This window comes from Helicobacter monodelphidis, from assembly GCF_003288845.1.
GTDB lineage: Bacteria > Campylobacterota > Campylobacteria > Campylobacterales > Helicobacteraceae > NHYN01.
Genome location: NZ_NHYN01000018.1, coordinates 1 through 16,122, shown reverse-complemented (window position 1 = coordinate 16,122; position 16,122 = coordinate 1). Strand labels below are relative to the sequence as shown.

12 protein-coding genes and 1 pseudogene are annotated in these 16,122 nt (G+C 34.5%); 8 read left to right on the top strand and 5 right to left on the bottom strand.

Annotated features, from left to right (window positions below):
* Positions 1 to 6 precede the first annotated feature (6 nt).
* Entirely contained in the window at positions 7 to 606 is a 600-nt protein-coding gene (gene clpP, locus CCZ01_RS07615; RefSeq protein WP_112052622.1) for an ATP-dependent Clp endopeptidase proteolytic subunit ClpP, read from the bottom strand.
* Positions 607 to 620: 14 nt separating this feature from the next.
* Positions 621 to 1,910: a trigger factor gene (tig, locus tag CCZ01_RS07610; protein ID WP_112052621.1), complete on the bottom strand. Its 1,290-nt coding sequence runs from the start codon at positions 1,908 to 1,910 to the stop codon at positions 621 to 623.
* 262 nt (positions 1,911 to 2,172) lie between these two features.
* Here tig and fliI point away from each other — a divergent pair, with 262 nt between their 5' ends.
* From fliI to CCZ01_RS10445, 8 genes are all read left to right on the top strand, one after another.
* Complete coding sequence (gene fliI, locus CCZ01_RS07605; protein ID WP_112052620.1) at positions 2,173 to 3,477, top strand: flagellar protein export ATPase FliI; 1,305 nt, start codon at positions 2,173 to 2,175, stop codon at positions 3,475 to 3,477.
* Between the two features lie 68 nt (positions 3,478 to 3,545).
* Positions 3,546 to 4,721, top strand: coding sequence for a NifS family cysteine desulfurase (locus CCZ01_RS07600; RefSeq protein WP_112052619.1), 1,176 nt, complete (start codon positions 3,546 to 3,548; stop codon positions 4,719 to 4,721).
* A gap of 52 nt (positions 4,722 to 4,773) precedes the next feature.
* On the top strand, positions 4,774 to 6,150 hold the full coding sequence (selA, locus tag CCZ01_RS07595; protein ID WP_112052618.1) for an L-seryl-tRNA(Sec) selenium transferase: 1,377 nt from the start codon (positions 4,774 to 4,776) through the stop codon (positions 6,148 to 6,150).
* Positions 6,150 to 8,015 carry a selenocysteine-specific translation elongation factor gene (gene selB / locus CCZ01_RS07590; RefSeq protein WP_112052617.1) on the top strand — a complete coding sequence of 622 codons (1,866 nt, stop codon included), beginning with the start codon at positions 6,150 to 6,152 and terminating at the stop codon, positions 8,013 to 8,015. Before selA ends, selB begins: the two co-directional genes overlap by 1 nt.
* A 79-nt stretch (positions 8,016 to 8,094) precedes the next feature.
* Positions 8,095 to 9,348, top strand: coding sequence for a molybdopterin molybdotransferase MoeA (locus CCZ01_RS07585; RefSeq protein ID WP_112052616.1), 1,254 nt, complete (start codon positions 8,095 to 8,097; stop codon positions 9,346 to 9,348).
* 57 nt (positions 9,349 to 9,405) lie between these two features.
* A complete protein-coding gene (locus tag CCZ01_RS07580; protein ID WP_181566366.1) occupies positions 9,406 to 11,232 on the top strand; it encodes a leucine-rich repeat domain-containing protein in 1,827 nt (608 codons plus the stop codon).
* Positions 11,229 to 12,557, top strand: a complete 1,329-nt coding sequence (locus CCZ01_RS07575) for a DUF814 domain-containing protein (protein ID WP_112052614.1) — start codon at positions 11,229 to 11,231, stop codon at positions 12,555 to 12,557. Before CCZ01_RS07580 ends, CCZ01_RS07575 begins: the two co-directional genes overlap by 4 nt.
* 2 nt (positions 12,558 to 12,559) lie before the next feature.
* Complete coding sequence (locus CCZ01_RS10445) at positions 12,560 to 13,093, top strand: hypothetical protein (protein ID WP_181566365.1); 534 nt, start codon at positions 12,560 to 12,562, stop codon at positions 13,091 to 13,093.
* A gap of 533 nt (positions 13,094 to 13,626) precedes the next feature.
* On the opposite strand, the gene CCZ01_RS07565 is transcribed toward CCZ01_RS10445, so the two are convergent.
* The 3 genes and pseudogenes from CCZ01_RS07565 to CCZ01_RS07550 all read right to left on the bottom strand — a co-directional run.
* Positions 13,627 to 14,322, bottom strand: coding sequence for an RBBP9/YdeN family alpha/beta hydrolase (locus CCZ01_RS07565; protein ID WP_258437028.1), 696 nt, complete (start codon positions 14,320 to 14,322; stop codon positions 13,627 to 13,629).
* Between the two features lie 581 nt (positions 14,323 to 14,903).
* On the bottom strand, positions 14,904 to 15,467 hold the full coding sequence (locus tag CCZ01_RS07555) for a hypothetical protein (RefSeq protein ID WP_112052612.1): 564 nt from the start codon (positions 15,465 to 15,467) through the stop codon (positions 14,904 to 14,906).
* Between the two features lie 263 nt (positions 15,468 to 15,730).
* Positions 15,731 to 16,122, bottom strand: a pseudogene (locus CCZ01_RS07550) (hypothetical protein); the annotation flags it as partial.

Below are 16,122 nucleotides of genomic sequence, written 5' to 3'. Positions count from 1 at the left end.
AGTTAATTATTCCTGCATATTGAGGTTGTTTTTTTCCAAAACACTATCAATCAAGCCATATTCTAATGCCTCTTTTGCACTCATAAAAAAATCACGGTCAGTATCTTGTGCTATTTTTTCCAAGGGCTGCTTTGTATTATCGGCAAGTATTTGATTTAAGAATGCCTTTAAACGCAAGATTTCCTTTGCTTGGATTTCAATATCACTCGCTTGCCCTCTTGCACCACCCAAAGGTTGATGAATCATAATGCGACTATTGGGTAGAGAATGCCTCTTACCTTTTGTGCCACAACTTAGTAAAAATGCCCCCATGCTCGCCGCTTGCCCAATGCAGATTGTGCAAATATCAGGCTTAATATAATTCATCGTGTCATAAATACTTAAACCACTTGTAATAACTCCCCCTGGAGAATTAATGTAAATATGAATATCCTTTTCTGGATCTTCAGCCTCTAAAAAAAGGAGTTGTGCGACAATAGAAGCAGACAAATCATCATTGATTTCACCATAAAGCATAATGACTCTATCTTTAAGCAAACGCGAATAAATATCATAACTTCGCTCACTTCTACCACTTTTCTCGATTACATAAGGAATATAATTCATTTTTTATTACCTCATCATTTTTTTGATTCATCGAGCAAATGAGTCAAAACTTTTTCTTCTAAAAGTGCCATTTGCAATGCTGGTAACAAACCATTTTTTTGGTAATATTCAAGAATCACCTTAGGGTCCTGACGATAACTCATTGCTTCAAAATAAATACGTTGCCAGATCTCTTGGTCAGTAACACCAATATTATTTTCCTTTGCTAATGTATCAACAATAAAAGTTAATTTCACACTTTTTTGTGCATCTTCGCGGTGGGCTTCGCGTTTCTCTTGCACCTTCTCTACTTGTCCTTGTAGATCTTGAATTTCCTGCTCTGGCAAGCGATTAAGTTCATTTCTAAATAAAACATCCATTTCCTGTTCAACGACATTTAAAGGAAGATTGAAGTCAATTTTTTCAAGGAGATTATCCACTAATTCACTCTTTAGTTTTTCATCATAAAGTTTCATCTTGTGTTCTTGGTCAAGTTGTTCTTTTATTTTTTCCCTAAACATCTCTTCTGTTGGATTCTCTAAGGCAGGCAAAACTTTCTTAATCAGCTCTTCATTAAGTTCAGCTGGTTGTTTCTGTTGTATCTTGTGTAACTTAATCTTGAATATAGCAGGTTTGCCTGCAAGATTTGCTGCACCATAATTTTCCGGGAAAGTAACATGAATATCCTTCTCTTCACCGATATTCATTCCAATAATTTGGTCTTCGAAACCAGAAATAAAAGAACCACTTCCGATTTCTAAGGAATATCTTTCTGCCTTACCACCCTCAAATGGCTCATTATCAACAAAGCCCTCAAAGTCAATAATTGTTATATCGCCATTTTCTACAGCCCTAGAAACTTCCTCTAAAGAACCGTAAGACTTTGTGATTTGATGGATTCTCTCCTGCACTTCTTTATCCTCTGTAGAGGGGATTTCAAAATCAGGTATTGCCTTTTGAATATTCTGAAAATCAATCTTAGGACGAGAAGCAAAACGTAATTCTACAGAAACGCCATCATCATTCCTATCAAACTTTAAAACCATGGGGCTACCGATTAATTGTTGCTGGTCTAGCTCCAGCACCTTAATAGCCTCCTGTACAAAATCACCCAAAGCCTCTTTTTCCGCATCTTCGTTCAACTGCTCCCCAAAGCGAGAACGAATGATATGTGGTGGCACTTTCCCTTTTCTGAAGCCATCTACTTTCAAGGTTTTCGCTGCCTTTGTACTCAGTTTTTCATACTTAGAATCCAGGATTGCTTTTTCTAGTAAACCCGTGGCAGTTGCATTTGCATCATTTGTCTTTTCTGTTGTTAAAATCACTTGACTTTCCTTAATATTATGTAGCTTTCTTTTTAAATCCTTGCTTCTAAAGCCTGAATCAACCTTTCAATAAAGAATTCACAAGATTCTAGCAAGAATAGAAAATGAAATTAAATGCTTTATTCTATCATAAATAAACTTTGATTTACCATATTTTTGAAAAATTATATTCAAAGAAAAATCTAAATTTTACCCCTTATGAAGCAAAATCTTGATAATATCACAAAAATTAAGATTACTTATTTAGAATAAAGGATAGACATTGACACTAGAACATTTACGCAAGCGATTGGAGACTTCTACCTTATCTCCTGCTTTTGGAACAATTCATAAAGTTACGGCGGGTTCAATTGTAGCAAGTGGACTCAAAACAAGCGTTGGGGATATTGTCAAGATTATTCGCAATGATGACGGTAGCGAAAGTATGGGGATGGTTACGGTTGTTGATGAACATTCTTTTAGTATTTCTCCCTTTTCTTTTGTGGAGGGGAATTGTGTTGGCGATAGAATTTATCTCAACAATAAAGGCTTACAAATTCCTGTAGGAGAGGCGTTATTAGGACGAGTAATTAATCCACTAGGAGAGCCGATTGATGGTAAAGGAGAGATTATCACAAATGATTATGCACCGATTATTCGTCCTCCTATTGTAGCAATGAAAAGAGGCATTATTGATGAAGTATTTAGAGTTGGTGTGAAAAGCATTGATGGCTTACTCACTTGCGGCAAAGGGCAAAAACTTGGCATTTTTGCAGGAAGTGGGGTAGGCAAAAGCACTTTAATGGGTATGATTGTTAAAGGTGTTGAAGCCCCCATCAAGGTTGTTGCACTTGTTGGAGAACGGGGAAGGGAAGTTCCAGAATTTGTTGAAAAAAATCTTGGAGGGGATCTAAGTGGCACAGTATTAATTGTTGCAACAAGCGATGACTCCCCGCTAATGCGTAAATATGGTGCATTTTCAGCAATGAGTGTTGCAGAGTATTTCAAGGATATTGGACAAGATGTACTTTTTATGATGGATTCTGTTACACGTTTTGCAATGGCACAAAGGGAAATTGGGCTTGCACTGGGTGAGCCACCAACAAGTAAAGGTTATCCACCATCTGTTTTAACCCTTCTACCTCAGTTGATGGAAAGGGCGGGCAAAGAGGAAGGCAGAGGTTCGATTACTGCATTTTTTACGGTGCTTGTTGAAGGCGATGATATGAGCGATCCTATCGCTGACCAAAGTCGGAGTATTTTAGATGGGCATATTGTTCTAAGCCGCGAATTGACAGATTTTGGTATTTATCCTCCCGTTAATATTTTGAATTCTGCATCAAGATTAATGAATGATATTTGTTCTAAGGAACATTTAGCAGCTGTGCGAAAATTTCGTCGTTTGTATTCTATGTTACGCGAAAATGAAGTGTTAATTCGGATTGGTGCTTATCAGAAAGGACGAGATAAGGAGCTGGATGAGGCAATCAATAAAAAAGAAGCAATGGAATCGTTTTTAAGGCAAGGGACAGATGAAAAGTGGGATATTGAGCAAACGCTTACAGCTTTGGTAAGCTTAATGGGATAAAATTTAAGAATTTTGAAAGCTTTTTATGAGTAAATTACTCGGACATATAAAATAATAAGGAGTTATGAATGAATTTCCCTCAAGGAATTTATCTTGATAATAATGCAACAACAGCCCTTGCAAAAGAAGCAAAGGCATTAATGGAACCTTTTTTAGGTGAACAATATGGTAATCCAAATTCATTGCATCGTTTTGGAACAGAGACACATACCGCACTTTCAAATGCAATTGATGAAATTTATAAAGGGATTAATGCAAGCGATAGAGACGATGTAATTATCACCTCTTGTGCAACAGAAAGCAACAATTGGGTGCTTAAAGGTATTTACTTTGATTTATTACGTTTTGGCGAGAAAAATCATATCATCACAACAGAAGTAGAACACCCAGCAATCCGTGCTACCTGTGAGTTTTTAGAAGAATTAGGAGTTGAGGTAACTTATCTTTCTCCCAATCAAGAGGGTATTTTATGTGTAGAGCAAGTTGCAGAAGCCATCACCCCAAAAACAGGCTTAATCTCTATTATGTGGGCAAATAATGAAACAGGCTTAATTAATCCGATTGAAGAAATTGGGAAACTTGCACGTCAAAAAGGAATTCTGTTCCATACTGATGCTGTTCAAGCTATCGGAAAAATTCCCGTTGATGTGCAAAAAGCACAAGTTGATTTATTATCTTTTTCTGCACATAAATTTCATGGACCAAAAGGAGTTGGCGGACTATATATTCGCGATGGCATTCCCCTAACGCCTTTGTTCCACGGCGGAGAACATATGCATGGACGCCGTTCTGGAACTTTGAATGTAGCTGGAATCGTAGGAATGGGTGAGGCAATGCGACTTGCAGTTCAATATTTAGAATACGAAAATACAGAACTAAGAGCTTTACGCGATCGCTTAGAGGATGCTCTTTTGCAAATTCCTGATGTTTTAATTATTGGTGACCGCCGTATTCGTGTGCCTAACACTATTTTGTGTAGTATTCGTGGAATTGAGGGTGAAGCAATGTTATGGGACCTCAACAAAGCTGGAATTGCCGCTTCAACTGGAAGTGCCTGTGCTTCAGAAACTCTTGAGGCAAATCCGGTAATGGTTGCGATTGGTGCTGACAAAGAATTAGCTCATACGGCTGTTAGAATCTCTCTATCTCGCTACAATACGAAAGAGGAAATTGAGTATACAATTGAGGTTTTTAAACATTCTATTGCGAGATTGCGTCAAATTTCTAGTACTTATTCAAGCTAATTATTAAAATGATTGAATATGCAAAATAAATCCTCAAAGACAAGGTTGAGTAATGGATGATTCATTAACTCAACTCCTTCGGCAAATTCCTGCAATGAATAAGATTCTGGATAATTCTATTTGGGATACATACAATAAAAAAAGGGTGAAAAAATCTGCAGAATTTTATCTTGCAACATTAAAGGCGGATATTTTGAGTCAAAAAATTGTGCGTATTCCCTCTTTAGAATCAATCCTACACAATATTTTATCTCATTATCAAGCAAGTCAACAAAATTCCCTTATTCCGCTCATTAATGCAACAGGCATTTTACTACATACAAATCTAGGTAGAAGTCCTTTAGGAAAGGATATTGTAGACGATGTAAATACAGTTCTCACCTCTTACAATAATCTTGAATTTAATTTGCAAGAAGGGATAAGGGGTGAGCGATATACCTTAGTTAAAGAGGTTTTTAAATCCCTTTTAAATTCAGAACATATCGATGTTTTAATTGTAAACAATAATGCTTCGGCAGTATTTTTGGTTCTGAATACTTTCGCACAAAATAAAGAAGTCATTATTTCGCGTGGGGAGCTTGTTGAGATTGGTGGAAGTTTTCGTATTCCAGAGGTAATGCGTCATGCAGGTGCAATTCTTAAAGAGGTTGGAACAACCAATAAAACACATTTAAAAGATTATGTTTCTGGAATTTCTCCTCAAACCGCCATCATCGCAAAGATACATCAATCCAATTATTGCCTACAAGGTTTTGTTCAGGAAGTTAGTATTCAAGAACTCATTACCCTTGCAAAAGAATATTCATTGCTCGATTATTATGATATTGGAAGTGGACTATTATATTCCCCTAAGGCTTTAAAAGGACTCCATTCAGAACCCATTATTCAAGATATTGTAGCTTTAAATCCATCTTTACTCAGCTTTAGCGGTGATAAACTTTTAGGTGGCCCTCAAGCAGGAATTATTGTTGGGCAGGAACAATATATTCATACCTTAAAGCAAAATCAGCTTTTGCGTATGTTGCGTGTAGATAAGATTACTCTAAGTATTTTAGAAGCAACACTGCAGGCTTATCTACAAGAAGATTACCAAAAGATTCCTATTTTAGCGATGCTTGAATGCTCTTTAGAAGAATTACGCAAAAAGGCAGAAGGAATGCTAAGAAATTTACCTAAACATTTTTGGGGTAAAATCATAAAAAGTAGTGGTTTTGTAGGGGGAGGAAGCTTACCGCAAGTTGAAATTCCAAGCTACGCCATTGCACTTTCGTGTGCAAAATGGGATATTGAGCAATTAAAGGAAGAATTACGCAAGCAAGGGGTAATTGTCCGCATCACACAAAAGCAACTTTTATTAGATATGAGAACGCTTTTAAAAGATGATGAGGAAAAAATTATTAAAATATTATATTATTTGGCGGAACAATAATGGAAACTTTGATTGTTGGAGTTGCTGGGCATATTGATCATGGCAAAACAAGCTTAATTCAAGCCCTGAATGGTTTTGATGGAGATAGCACTCAAGTAGAAAAAGAACGCAAAATTACAATAGATTTGAGTTTTTCTAATCTCATTATAGAATCTCACACGGGTCAAAAAAATATCTCTTTTATTGATGTACCGGGTCATCAAAAATGGGTTAAAAATATGCTTGCTGGAGCATTTGGCTTTGATTATCTCTTACTATGCGTTGATGCAAAAGAAGGAGTAATGCCTCAAACGCAAGAACATTTAGAAATTGCGGCCTATTTAGGTGTTAAGAATATCCTTGCGGTCATCACTAAATCTGATTTAGCCTCAAAAGAGCAATTAGAACTCTGTGAAATTGGGATTAGAGAATATGTGAGTGCGATTGGACTTCAATTGAAATGTTGTATTGCTTGTTCCATTTATGACTATTCAAGTTTAAACTTACTAAAAGAACATTTCAGAGACTTAAGCCCTAGTGAATACAATAAGGGAGAATTTCGCTACTATGTAGATCGTTCGTTCTCTTTAAGTGGTATTGGTTGTGTAGTAAGTGGCACTGTGCTTGATTCTTCTGTTTCTGTGAATGAGGATTTATTTTGCTATGATCTCCAAAAGCATGTACATGTAAAAAATATTATGATTCACCAAGAAAATGTTTCTTGTGCTAAACCATCAAGTCGTGCAGCTTTGAATCTTTCCTCTGTACATTTTCAAGAGATTAAGCGCGGATTTTTGTTGGCTAAAAAAGGTTTATTTCGCGGATTTAAGATTTTAGGGGTTGAGTTATTTTGCTTTCACCAGCCCCCCCTTCATAATTCAAAAGCTTTTTTATATATTGGTGCAAAACGTGTAAATGTACGCATCTTATTACTTGATGGATTTAAGCAAGATCCTTCAAGCCCATACAAAAAGGCTTTTGCAGAATTAGAAGCGGAAGAAGATATCTTTGCTTTATTTCATGAACATTTTGTGTTACGCAATGAATCAAGAACAATCGCCGGAGGTCGCATTCTAAACCCCATTGCAGATCCAATGAAAAAAAAGCAAAAATATGTTTTATTACAAGCATTGAGTGAATCGCGTTTTGATGATGCATTCAAGGAACTTCTCAATGCCCATAAGTGTGGTTTTGGTTTAGTTTCATCTTATCAAAGATTCAGAATGGATCACGCAAAAGCTTTAGAAATTGCAAAGCAAATTCCAAACGCCATTGTTGATTCTGAAGAACTCGTTGTATATCCTGATTTGCAGATTCTTTACCTCACTCAAGAAATAAAAAAAATCATTGCTAAAAATAAGAATGCCTTGCTTTCTAGCCAATCTTTGCATCTACGATTTCTTTGGGCAACCCCCCATCTAATTCAATATGCCCTAACCTCCCTGCTAGAATCAGGAGATTTACAACAAAAAGATGGCTTATTTTTATCTGTTTTAAGCAAAATTGAAAATATTGCTGAATTTGTACAAAGGAGAATATATGAAGAAATTTCTCAAGCAGGATTCGCACCTATCGCACCATATAACTTATATGATATACTAGAAATTGACCGCAAAAGCGGAGATAATGCATTAAAATTGCTTTGCAAAGAAAGAAAAATATCTCGCTTAAATGCAAAACTTTTTATTAATACACAAATACTCTCTGACATTAAAAAGCAATTGCGTGAAATTATTTTAAAAGAAGGTTATGTGGATATTCAAAATGCCAAAGAATATTTTCCGTTGAGCCGAAAATATTTAATTTCATATCTTGAATATCTTGATAAAGATGATGATATCATAAAAGAAAACCAAAAAAGATTCTTTAAAGAACATAAAGATTAACAAATAGCTTCCCTTATTTACCACTTTAGAGTATTCTACCACTATATTATGTTAAATCTAAATGCAATATAAGGAGTGAATGATGAAGAATTTTACAACCATTGAGAATCTTTTAACCCCTACTGAGGCATTTTCTCGCATTCAAGCACTAAAAACGCCTAAGCATGATTCCATAACATTAGAATTAGAATCGGCATTTAACTGTATAAACACGCAAACATTGTATGCACAATTTGATTCTCCATTATTTAATAACGCTGCCTTAGATGGCTATGTGTTTGCTTATAAAGAAGATACTTTAGAATATGACATTAAGGGTGTAATTTATGCTGGTGATGAGCCACAAGAATGGAAATTAGAAAGGGGGCAATGTTTAAAAATTATGACAGGGGCTATGGTGCCAGATGGGCTAGATACTCTTGTCCCTTACGAGGAAGCAGAAGAAAAAGATGGGAGGATTATTTTATTCAAAGAACCTAAAAAAGGTCAAAATGTGCGCAAAAAAAGAGAAGATTTCAAAAAAGGGGCACAGATTATTCCTGCAAATACGCAACTTGGTTGTGGCGATATTGCCTTACTTGCTTCACAAGGGATTTCAACCCTTCAATGTTTTAAGCCTTTAAACATTGCTATTGTAGCTAGCGGGAATGAATTAGTCCATTACAAAGAGACATTAAATCAAAATCAAATTTATAATAGCAATGCATTAATGCTAAAAACATTATTACAGTCTTATGATTTTCATCAGATAGAAAACTTAATTGTACAGGATTCTAAAGAAGAATTAAAAAAGCAAATTTTATCACTCTGTGAAAGGAATGATGTTATTTTAATAAGTGGCGGAGCAAGTGGCGGACAAAAGGATTGGACAAGCATCGCATTACAGGAAATAGGTGCAAAGATCATTTTTCACGGAATTAATTTAAAACCCGGAAAACCTATGCTTGTTGCACAATACAAAAATAAAATAATTTTTGGATTACCTGGAAACCCTTTGGGTGCTTTCATAACCGCCTTTTTATATGCCGTCCCCTATCTACTTAAAGCACAGGGATTAAAACGATATTGTCATGATTTTGTGCAGGCAAAATTAACTGACCCCATCTATTTTAAACAAGGTCGATATAAAGCATTTCTAGGAACTTTGGATAGAAATTGGATTAAAATTTTAAAGGAAGCAAACTCTAGCTCGATTAGTGTTTTACGACAAGCAAACGCTTTAGTCTTATTCTCTCCAGATATATTATATTTGAATGCACAAGATAGCGTAAAAGTTATTCCCCTGTATGTTTCCAATTTACGTTCTTCACACTTTGAAGCATTCAACAATTAAGCCCCTCATAACCTTATTTCTGCTATGATAGACGGAAATGTAAGAGGGGTAATTTTAATGAATAGTGAAAAAAAGGAGTGGCAACAAGTTCTATTTGAATGGGCAGAGATTCACCAAATTCAAGCCCTATGTGTTCCAAAAGAGGAAATGGAGCGTATAGAAGTTTTAGACTTAAGCCAAAAATCCTTAAGTACAATACCTAATGAAATTGCCCACCTAAAAAATCTCAAAACGCTTAGCCTTTATGATAATCAGCTACAGAAGTTTCCTTTCTGCTTACTGAGTCTCTCGATGCTTGAAATCCTTGATTTAGGGCATAATGCATTAAAAACTATCCCTAAAAATATTATGCGATTAAAACAGCTTAAAAAATTATGGATTGACCATAACCAATTAGTGAATTTAACTTACGGAATAACACAACTAGATAATTTAGAAGAATTGTGGGCGGGTTATAATCTCCTAAAAACTATCCCTCCTCGAATTGGAAATCTCCGTGCATTGCGCATTCTTAGCCTTGCTCATAATCAACTTAAATTTCTTCCAAGTAGTTTATCGCATTTAGATAACCTCCTTGTTTTAGATTGTAACGAAAATCAATTTAAGACACTCCCAGCCCCTGTTGCCCAGCTCTCATCTCTACAAGAATTATGGTGGAACACAAATGCACTGCGTTATCTACCCAAAAATATTGGGGCGTTGGCGAATCTACGCGTTTTAGATTTACGAGAAAATCATTTAAATGTATTACCAAAAAGCTTTGGGGGACTTAAGTCTTTAGAGATTTTAGATTGCAATAATAATTGCATTCGGTTTTTACCTGAGGAAATTAGCCGTTTGCAAAATTTAAAAAAATTATGGCTAAACAATAATGCTTTAACAACCCTACCAAACAATATTGGAGAATTAAAGTCCTTACAAGTTTTAGGCATAAATGAAAATAAAATTAAAATTCTTCCAGAATCTATAAAAAATTTAGAAAACCTTTGTGCGTTAGGACTTGACAATAATCAATTTGAGGAATTTCCATCAGTCATTATTCATTTTTCCCTACTTGAAGAGTTACTTTTAAGTGGCAATCCCATCAAGAAAATCCCAAAAGAAATTAATCAACTACAAAAATTGCGTATTTTAGAGTTAAACAATACTTCATTAGATTCTATCCCCTCCTTGCAACATTTAACTCAACTTGAAAAGCTTTTTTTGCATCATAATAAATTATGCGATATTCAAGGGATGCATTTATGCCATCTGCAAAAGCTTGAATGGATTGATGTAAGCCATAATCAACTTAATAGCATTCCCCCAATGCCAAAATCTTTGAAGCAACTTAATTTATCTGAAAACCAATTGGAATTCTTACCGCCTTATTTATGTGAATTACAAGAACTAGAAGAATTATTTTGTAATCAAAATCAATTAAAGAAACTACCAGAAAATTTAGGCACACTCCATTCTTTACGCAAAATATGGCTTAGTCAAAATCAATTAAGTACACTACCAGAGACAATGAATAATCTGCAAAATTTGGAGGAGATTTTTTTAGATTCCAACGCATTTGTAGAGTTTCCGCTTATTTTATTACATATTCATTCTTTGCTTGGAATTAGTTTGGCTTATAATCAGATTCGCCAAATTCCAAAAAATATTAATTATCTCTCTAAATTAGTAGGATTAAATTTTTCATACAATCAGATTGAATGTATACCGATTGAAATAACGGAACTTACTTCACTATGTATTTTATGGTTACAGAATAACCAAATTCGCTGTGTCCCTAAAGAATTGGCACAAATAAAAGGCTTAAGTACGCAGTTAAATATCTCCTCAAATCCGATCAAAAACATTCCAGATGAAATCATTGCGATGAATGGCGTTTTATGAAGCTTACCTTACTAAAGAGGGTAATTCTTGAGTTTTCTCGTTATCGCCATATTCACCACATCAAACGCGTAGGGGATAATCTTTTTAAGCTTGAATTAGATAAAGATATCTTTTATATCGATCTCATACGTTCTTCTTCTAATATTTTTATTGCACCTTCTTTGTTGGCGATTAAAGAATACAATGCCCCTTTTGATTTAAATTTAATGCGTTATTGTAACCGTGCAACAATCCAAAAAGTGGAAGGTGACGGAGAGAATCGCATTTTGCGTTTTCACCTTTTACAACAAGGGAGCTACAAACAGAATTATTGTGTTTTGCAATTTGAATTTACGGGTAGAAACACAAATGCAATCTTAATTAAAGATGGAATTGTTCTTGATGCATTGCGACATATTAGCCATGAACGTTCTTTCCGTGTCGTCAAGATTGGAGAAAAACTAGCAAATTTACCGCAACCTAAAGTAAGTGCAACAACAATTGCAGATTCAGGTAATTTTATGCAGATTCTGGAGAGAAATTATAAACAACGTATTGAATCACAATTGGAACAAAATCGTATAGTTGCTATCCGACGAATTGATAAAAAAATAGAAAATATTAGTAAGAAAATCTCTGAAATTCCTTTAGAAAAAAATATCCAAAGAGAAGCCATAGAATCCAAAAAAAAAGCCCAAATTTTAATTGAGAATCTCTATAAACTTCCTGCCAGAATAACCGATTCTCATCTTATTTTAGAATCTGATTCTCAAAAGGTTCATATCAATATTCCAGAATCTGCAAAGAGCTATTCACATACCGCACAAATTTTATTCGAAGATGCAAAATATTTAGAAAGAAAAGCAAAACATATTCATATTGAACGCGAACATTTAGAGCAAAAGCAAAAATTTTACATAACACAACAAAAAATTATTACGCAATGCCAAAGCATTGAGGATATTGCGATTTATTCTCAAAAGCAACAAAGGCAACAAAAAGGTATCAAGAAAGAAGAATTTGAAAGTTTTTTTGTTGAGGGGGTAAAAATTTCTTTTGGTAAAAATAGACAGGAAAATATTGCTTTACTGAAAGCAGCAAAAGCAGAAGATATTTGGATGCATATTCGTTCCATCCCTTCTTCACATATGATTTTACGCTCCTTTAATAAAAAAATTGCAATGCCGATATTATTAAAAGCAGCGGAAATTTTAGTGAGTTTCACTCAACAGCGAGGTGGTAATTACGAAATTGACTATACGAGGAGAAAATTTGTTAAAATGACTGAAGGAGCAAATGTCCAGTATTCTAAATATGAGACGATTACGCTAAAAAAGGAGATTTAGAGATGATAACACCACTTGGAGCGGTTACATATGTCAACCAAAACACGCAAACGAACTCTATCCAACAAGCAAATGCACAGCAACGATTAGATTTTGCAGCAGTTGTGAATGAAGAAATTATGCGTCAAGAAGACCAAAAAATTAAAGAAGTACGTCCAACTGAAGAAACTGAAAAAACTAATCCAGATGACCATAGAAAACAGGAAGAAGATCAGGAAGAAGAGGAAAGGGAAGAGGAAGAGGAAGAATACGAGGATTATTTTGAACCTGTTGATGAAGAATTAATAGAGTTGGAATATTATGACGAGGAAAATGAGGAGATTGTTCGGGAAGCTGACTACGAATATGGGGAAGAGGATGTGAATGAGGACGAGGATATAGAAGAAGAAGAATATGATGAGAGCGACACCACAGAACCTTTAACTGCAACGACAGATCCGACAATAGAGTATGAGGAAGATAAAAAAAATATAGAAGAGATTGCACAAGAATATGACAGAGCTTTTAATATCAAAAGCCTAGATATTGAGGCATAAAAGGTAGATGAGGAATAGTAGCAGGTATGCTAGGAGACATAAAGGGATTTGGTGGAGGGGCGATCTTCTGATTTTATAACAAAGCCCACCGAGAAAAGCACAAGTAATAAATCTAGTTAAAAAATAAAGTCAGATAAATTTGGTACGAATCTCTATATCGACAAGATAACGGGAGTAGTAACACTTTTTTGCTATTTTAAGAATGAATTGCTTTCTAAATTTTACTCATTTGTTCACATACTCTAAAATCTAATTCTCATATAAAGATATTCATTGGTGTCTTAGTATAAAAAATTAGCAGATAATACCAACTCAACCCCATTGAAATATTTTTATTAGGATTCTAAGATAAAATTGAAAATTACTTCAGCAAGCCTATCTATAAAGAATTTTAATGCTTGGATATACAATATTACAAATACCTCTCTGAATCCACTCTATGTAAATTTAATCAAGTGGGTACACATTTAGTGATATAAACTTTCACCACACAAACACTCCAAGAAATAAGCCTATTTTTCCAATCTTGCCCATTATTTTTTAAAAATTGCTTCTAAATTCTCTAATACAAGAGGCATTTCTGTGTAACCATCAGATTCCATAAAATGCCCTCCATTCTGCGTCTGTATAAATTTTGCATTAAGTTTATCGCTCAACTTTTTGCTTAAGTCTGTCGGTACGATACTGTCATCTTTTGCTGAAATAACAACACGATTAGGGCTTATAGCTTGAAGGACAGCAAAATCTAACGGATTTTTTGTAAAACCATCAAGTTGCGGAAGAATACTAAGAGGTTCATAGAATCCACTCACAAGCACGAATCCACCAATCATTGCACTTTTTTTATTTGCCTGATTAACCGCCTTATCCTGCAAATACTGCAAAATTGTAATACATCCCAAACTATGGCCGACAAGGTAAGTTTCACTTCCAAGCTCCACATTAGAATCCAACATCTTTATCCATTCTTGAAGGTTTGGATTTTGCGGATTTGGCATAGCTAGAATCTCCACATTTACACCTTTTGCTTCAAGTTTACTCCCAAGCCAAGCAAACCAATTCTTCTGTGGAGAAGAATCAAACCCATGCACGATATATACTCTCATATTTTGCCCCTTATTCTTAACTTGAGAATCCGCTATCATCTTAGAATCTTGTGCAAAAAGACTCATACTTAAGGATAAGCCTAAACATACCACAACCCCAAACACACGCAATAAATCCCTCATATTCACGCTTATACCCCTCGCACTAAATTTCTTAAAAATCTTTCTGGAAAATAATTATAGACAAAAAACACAAAGAATGCAATAAGAAAAATGATGAGATTAAAAATTAAGCAATAAAAATTTTTACCTTTGTAGATGAGGGTTTTGGTGCGGGTTTTATTGTTGCAATTAATGTGCCAATAATATAGTTGATTGTTCGCAGGTATTTTTCATATCAGCTTCTTTGTCCATCTAGTGGTATGCAATAAATTGCGGTTATTCTAAATATGATATAAAAGAGAAATATATTTACCCATAAACTATTAATATCATAATATATTAAAGTGATAGACAGGGCAAGGGATATAGCGATAAATACGAATTCTAAAAGATATTTATAATGTCTGTATTGAGTATGACAATGTTCGCATTCTACCATTCTATATCCCAAACCTTTACCGCGTGTCTCACAAGTTATCTTGTTAATACTACTATTGCATTTTTCACATATCACTACAAAAGCCATCTCACACTCCTTATCTCAAATCCCATGATTATAACATATCATCATCTATTTACCTTCCTGAATTAATCTTTGCCTACTATCTCACTTCTATCCTTATCTTACTCATTCCACTAGGGGCTAAGAATATCTTGCCTTGTATAGTAAGCAGAGATATTCTTGTATTATCCCCTCTTTCTCCTACACTACATTCCCTCACATAATCCCTACTCAAATCTATAAAGCTTCCATAGCCATACTCTAAACTCTCTTTATCTCTTTTTTCTTGTAGCATCTTCACTACAAACTTAGGAATACTCTTAGGGATAATAAGTAAGTATTCATAGAGACTATAAGCTATTCTTATACTCAAGATTCTATAACTAAAGTATGCTTTAGGATAATCAAGCAAGAGAGAATCTAATATATCTTTTAGATAACTATTAGATTCTATATTATTTGTATCTAATGAAGTTTTATTAGCAAAGAGAGTATCTAGCTCTAAATCTAGCTCCCTATAAGTATCATAGAATTTACTTTGAGTAGAGATAAGATTACTACTATTGCATTCTCTATTTTCATAATAAGTAGGAGTGAGATAAAAGCTATCTAATTCTTTAAAGGGAGTGATGATATGAAAAGAGGGGAGCGAAGTATCTATCATTGAAGCTAATGCTTCTTTACTTATCTCTTTAGTATTGCTAGGATTAGGAGCATTTATCTTAAAGGTATTATTCTTAGGCTTACAAGTGATAGGGAATCCTTTATCACTTAATACCCCACTCTTTCTATCATTGTATAAAGATATTTATATTTGCATGTATAAATGCTAAGTATTTTGAGAGAATTTCAAGGGTTATTAAAGATTTTATGCGGAGATAAGATAGAGAATCTATCGCACAAATAAAATCAAAGATTCCCTTGAAATTATCCAAAAGACAACGCATTGTCTTGCATTATGGGATAATCATCATTATATCTTTTTAATGCTCTAGCACTAGGGAGGATTACAGATACTAGAGTGCAGGGAGTAGGAACACCTGCGATATTGTTTGTGCAACCTACAATACTAGAGTTCATTAAATCAGATTCTAATATCATAGGGATACCTTGAGATTGAAAGCTTTTACCTTTCTTACTCTTTAGTTGCACTCTACCATTATGAGGACATTTAAGCTCATTATCTTCTAGGACAGGACAGAGGAATGCAGTGGATATACTTTCTTTATTCTCTTTAGAATCTTTAGTGGATTCTAAGAGTGCTTTTTCTTTCTTCTCTATCTCTTGAGATTCAGAGCTATTACATTCTAGTTTGATAT

Excerpts from the sequence above, each read along its gene's own strand:
- clpP (WP_112052622.1), bottom strand. The coding sequence starts at position 606 with ATGAATTATATTCCTTATGTAATCGAGAAAAGTGGTAGAAGTGAGCGA.
- CCZ01_RS07600 (WP_112052619.1), top strand. The coding sequence starts at position 3,546 with ATGAATTTCCCTCAAGGAATTTATCTTGATAATAATGCAACAACAGCC.
- selA (WP_112052618.1), top strand. The coding sequence starts at position 4,774 with ATGGATGATTCATTAACTCAACTCCTTCGGCAAATTCCTGCAATGAAT.
- selB (WP_112052617.1), top strand. The coding sequence starts at position 6,150 with ATGGAAACTTTGATTGTTGGAGTTGCTGGGCATATTGATCATGGCAAA.
- CCZ01_RS07585 (WP_112052616.1), top strand. The coding sequence starts at position 8,095 with ATGATGAAGAATTTTACAACCATTGAGAATCTTTTAACCCCTACTGAG.
- CCZ01_RS07580 (WP_181566366.1), top strand. The coding sequence starts at position 9,406 with ATGAATAGTGAAAAAAAGGAGTGGCAACAAGTTCTATTTGAATGGGCA.
- CCZ01_RS07575 (WP_112052614.1), top strand. The coding sequence starts at position 11,229 with ATGAAGCTTACCTTACTAAAGAGGGTAATTCTTGAGTTTTCTCGTTAT.
- CCZ01_RS10445 (WP_181566365.1), top strand. The coding sequence starts at position 12,560 with ATGATAACACCACTTGGAGCGGTTACATATGTCAACCAAAACACGCAA.
- CCZ01_RS07565 (WP_258437028.1), bottom strand. The coding sequence starts at position 14,322 with ATGAGGGATTTATTGCGTGTGTTTGGGGTTGTGGTATGTTTAGGCTTA.
- CCZ01_RS07555 (WP_112052612.1), bottom strand. The coding sequence starts at position 15,467 with ATGATAGATACTTCGCTCCCCTCTTTTCATATCATCACTCCCTTTAAA.